Origin of the sequence: Wenyingzhuangia sp., from assembly GCF_039768515.1 — a bacterium.
In the GTDB taxonomy this organism is placed as follows: Bacteria; Bacteroidota; Bacteroidia; order Flavobacteriales; family Flavobacteriaceae; genus Wenyingzhuangia.
Map to the genome: position 1 here is coordinate 1 of NZ_JBDNAI010000111.1, position 3097 is coordinate 3097.

Genomic DNA, 3097 nt, shown 5'->3' on the forward strand with positions numbered 1-3097 from the left:
CAAGGTTTCTGATTATGCAGATCTGCTTAACAAGTCTCCAAAGACCTTGTCAAATATTTTCCAAAAACAAAGTTCTAAAAGTCCATTACAGTTCATCCAGGATAGAAAAATACTAGAAGCTAAAAGGTTATTGGGGTATAGCGACATTCAAATCCAAGAAATAGGATACACCATTGGATATGAAGAGATCCAATCTTTCTCTAGATTTTTTAAAAACCAAACGGGAGAGGCTCCTCTATCATTCAGATCAAAAATAAAAGGGAATACCCCCAATACATGATGCCACGCATCTCAAAGACAAACAATGCGATGGAATCGTACATCCACTACAAAATAGCCCCATAAAAAAAACCCTGCAGATGCAGGGCTTTTGACATATAATTTTGTGCTAGCTTTAAGCTACAGTTTTCACTGTTTTGATAATACGAGCAGCAATCTTGTAAGGGTCTCCGTTTGAAGAAGGACGACGGTCTTCTAACCATCCTTTGTATCCTTTTTCTACAGCGATAATTGGAATACGGATTGAAGCTCCTCTATCTGAAACTCCCCAAGAGAAGTCAGTAATAGCAGCCGTTTCATGTAAACCTGTCAAACGCTGGTCGTTAAACTCTCCATATACTTCAATGTGTTCTTTCACGTAAGGACGGAAAGCTTCACAAATTTCAGCGTATTTTTCTTTAGAACCACAAGTTCTCAATACCTCGTTAGAGAAGTTAGCGTGCATTCCTGAACCATTCCAGTCCATATCTTTTCCTAATGGTTTTGGGTGGTACTCGATGTACATTCCTCTACCTTCAGTCAAACGCTCTAATAAGTATCTAGCTACCCAGATTTCATCTCCTGCTTTTTTTGCTCCTTTAGCAAACAATTGGAATTCCCATTGTCCTAAAGCAACTTCTTGGTTGATTCCTTCAAAGTTTAATCCTGCTTCGATACACAAATCTGCATGCTCTTCTACCAAGTCACGTCCGTGAGTATTTCTACCTCCTACTGAACAGTAATACATTCCTTGTGGCTTTGGATATCCTCCTCTTGGGAATCCAATTGGCAAATCTGTATCTGCATCCATGATGAAGTATTCTTGCTCAAATCCAAACCAGAAGTCATTATCATCATCGTCAATCGTAGCACGACCATTAGATTCATGTGGAGTTCCGTCTGCATTGTATACTTCTGTCATCACTAACCATCCGTTGATTCTTGCAGGATCAGGATAAATAGCAACAGGTACTAATACACAGTCAGAAGATCCTCCTTCTGCTTGTTTTGTCGAGGAACCGTCAAAAGACCAGTTTCCTAATTCTTCTAAAGTTCCTTTGAAATCGTCATGATCTTCAACTTTAGTTTTACTTCTTAAGTTTTGAGTGGGTTTGTAACCGTCTAACCAGATGTACTCTAATTTAATTTTAGCCATAATATTGATATGATGTTAATAAAGTTTTAAGTTTATCTTTTAAGGACACAAATATATAATAAATATTCTATTTCACAATCAAAAAACTACGTAAACATACGTAGTTTTTTGAATTTTTAAACACAAAATATTCGCAACCCCTCAAAACTAATTTATCAAATTAATGTTCTGTGTTTTTTAAATGGCTAACTAAAATCAAATACCTAAATTTGCAAAATCACATAAAATTTAATTTCACACCTATGAGTTCTGAAATAAGTAAAAGATATAGCCAACGTGGTGTATCTGCTTCCAAAGAAGATGTACACAATGCAATCAAGAATGTAGACAAAGGATTATTTCCAAAAGCTTTCTGCAAAATCGTCCCTGACTACCTAACCCATGACGAGGAATATTGCTTGATCATGCATGCTGATGGTGCGGGAACTAAATCTGCATTGGCCTACATGTACTGGAAGGAAACTGGGGATGTTTCTGTTTGGAAAGGGATTGCTCAAGATGCACTCATCATGAATATTGATGATTTGTTATGTGTAGGGGCGACAGACAACATTATGTTATCCTCAACCATTGGAAGAAATAAAAACCTAATTACGGGCGAAGTACTTTCTCAAATCATCAATGGTACAGAGGAGCTGTTAGCTGAGTTGAAAGCATTCGGAGTGACGATTCATGCTACCGGTGGGGAAACTGCTGATGTTGGAGATTTGGTGAGAACCATTATCGTAGACTCGACTGTAACCGCTAGGATGAAACGTAGCAAAGTCGTAGACAATGCCAATATCAAACCAGGAGATGTGATTGTCGGTTTGGAATCTTTTGGCCAAGCTACTTATGAAAAAGAATACAATGGTGGAATGGGATCTAACGGTTTGACTTCTGCTAGACATGATGTGTTTCATAAATATTTAGCAAAAAAATACCCTGAGTCTTATGATGCCGCAGTGCCCGAAGCATTGGTATACTCTGGGAACACAAAATTGACAGACCCTGTAGAAAACGCACCTATTGATGCTGGAAAATTGGTCTTGTCGCCGACTAGGACTTATGCTCCAATCATCAAAGAAATTTTAGAACAATATAGCCCAGAAGACATACACGGAATGGTGCACTGTTCTGGAGGAGCACAAACTAAAATCTTACATTTTGTCGAAAACTTACACATTGTTAAAGACAATATGTTTGATGTTCCGCCCTTGTTTAAATTGATCCAAGAAAATTCAGGTACAGACTGGAAAGAGATGTATCAAGTATTCAATATGGGACATCGAATGGAAGTGTATGTTCCTGAATCTATTGCTCAGGACATCATAAAGATTTCAAAATCTTTTAATGTAGACGCTAAAATCATTGGTCGAGTAGAAAGTGCCAAAAGTGAAGGCAGTAAATCTCTTGAAATCTCCAGTGAATACGGAGTGTTCCACTACTAAAACTCACAACATACATCAAAAGCTATCTCTGTACAGATAGCTTTTTTTATACCCTTATAATCTTTATGAAAAAAGAAATAGAAAACTTTATCCTCACCACCTTAAACAAAGTCGCAATTCTAGAAGAGCCGAATGTGGCTTATGAAGCTGTTGAAATACTGGACTATAAAACTCATTTTGAAAATGGGGAAGTATTCCGCCATCAAAATGGGGATTGCTATGCCTTGGCGATCTTAAATGCCATCACCCTTGA

Annotated in this window: 4 protein-coding genes; 3 read left to right on the top strand and 1 reads right to left on the bottom strand. The window is 37.6% G+C overall.

Annotated elements, in window-relative coordinates:
* Positions 1–280 (top strand): helix-turn-helix domain-containing protein (locus tag ABF281_RS07275; RefSeq protein ID WP_347181017.1); only part of this gene is annotated, 280 nt, incomplete at its 5' end.
* A 114-nt stretch (positions 281–394) separates the two neighbouring features.
* On the opposite strand, the gene ABF281_RS07280 is transcribed toward ABF281_RS07275, so the two are convergent.
* Positions 395–1414, bottom strand: coding sequence for a glutamine synthetase beta-grasp domain-containing protein (locus ABF281_RS07280; RefSeq protein ID WP_347181018.1), 1020 nt, complete (start codon positions 1412–1414; stop codon positions 395–397).
* 242 nt (positions 1415–1656) lie between these two features.
* Between ABF281_RS07280 and ABF281_RS07285 the strand changes: the two genes are divergently transcribed.
* The gene (locus ABF281_RS07285) at positions 1657–2844 is read left to right on the top strand and encodes an AIR synthase related protein (protein ID WP_347181019.1); all 1188 of its coding nucleotides are present in this window, start codon (positions 1657–1659) and stop codon (positions 2842–2844) included.
* A 65-nt stretch (positions 2845–2909) separates the two neighbouring features.
* On the top strand, positions 2910–3097 hold a 188-nt coding region (locus ABF281_RS07290; protein ID WP_347181020.1), incomplete at its 3' end, for a hypothetical protein.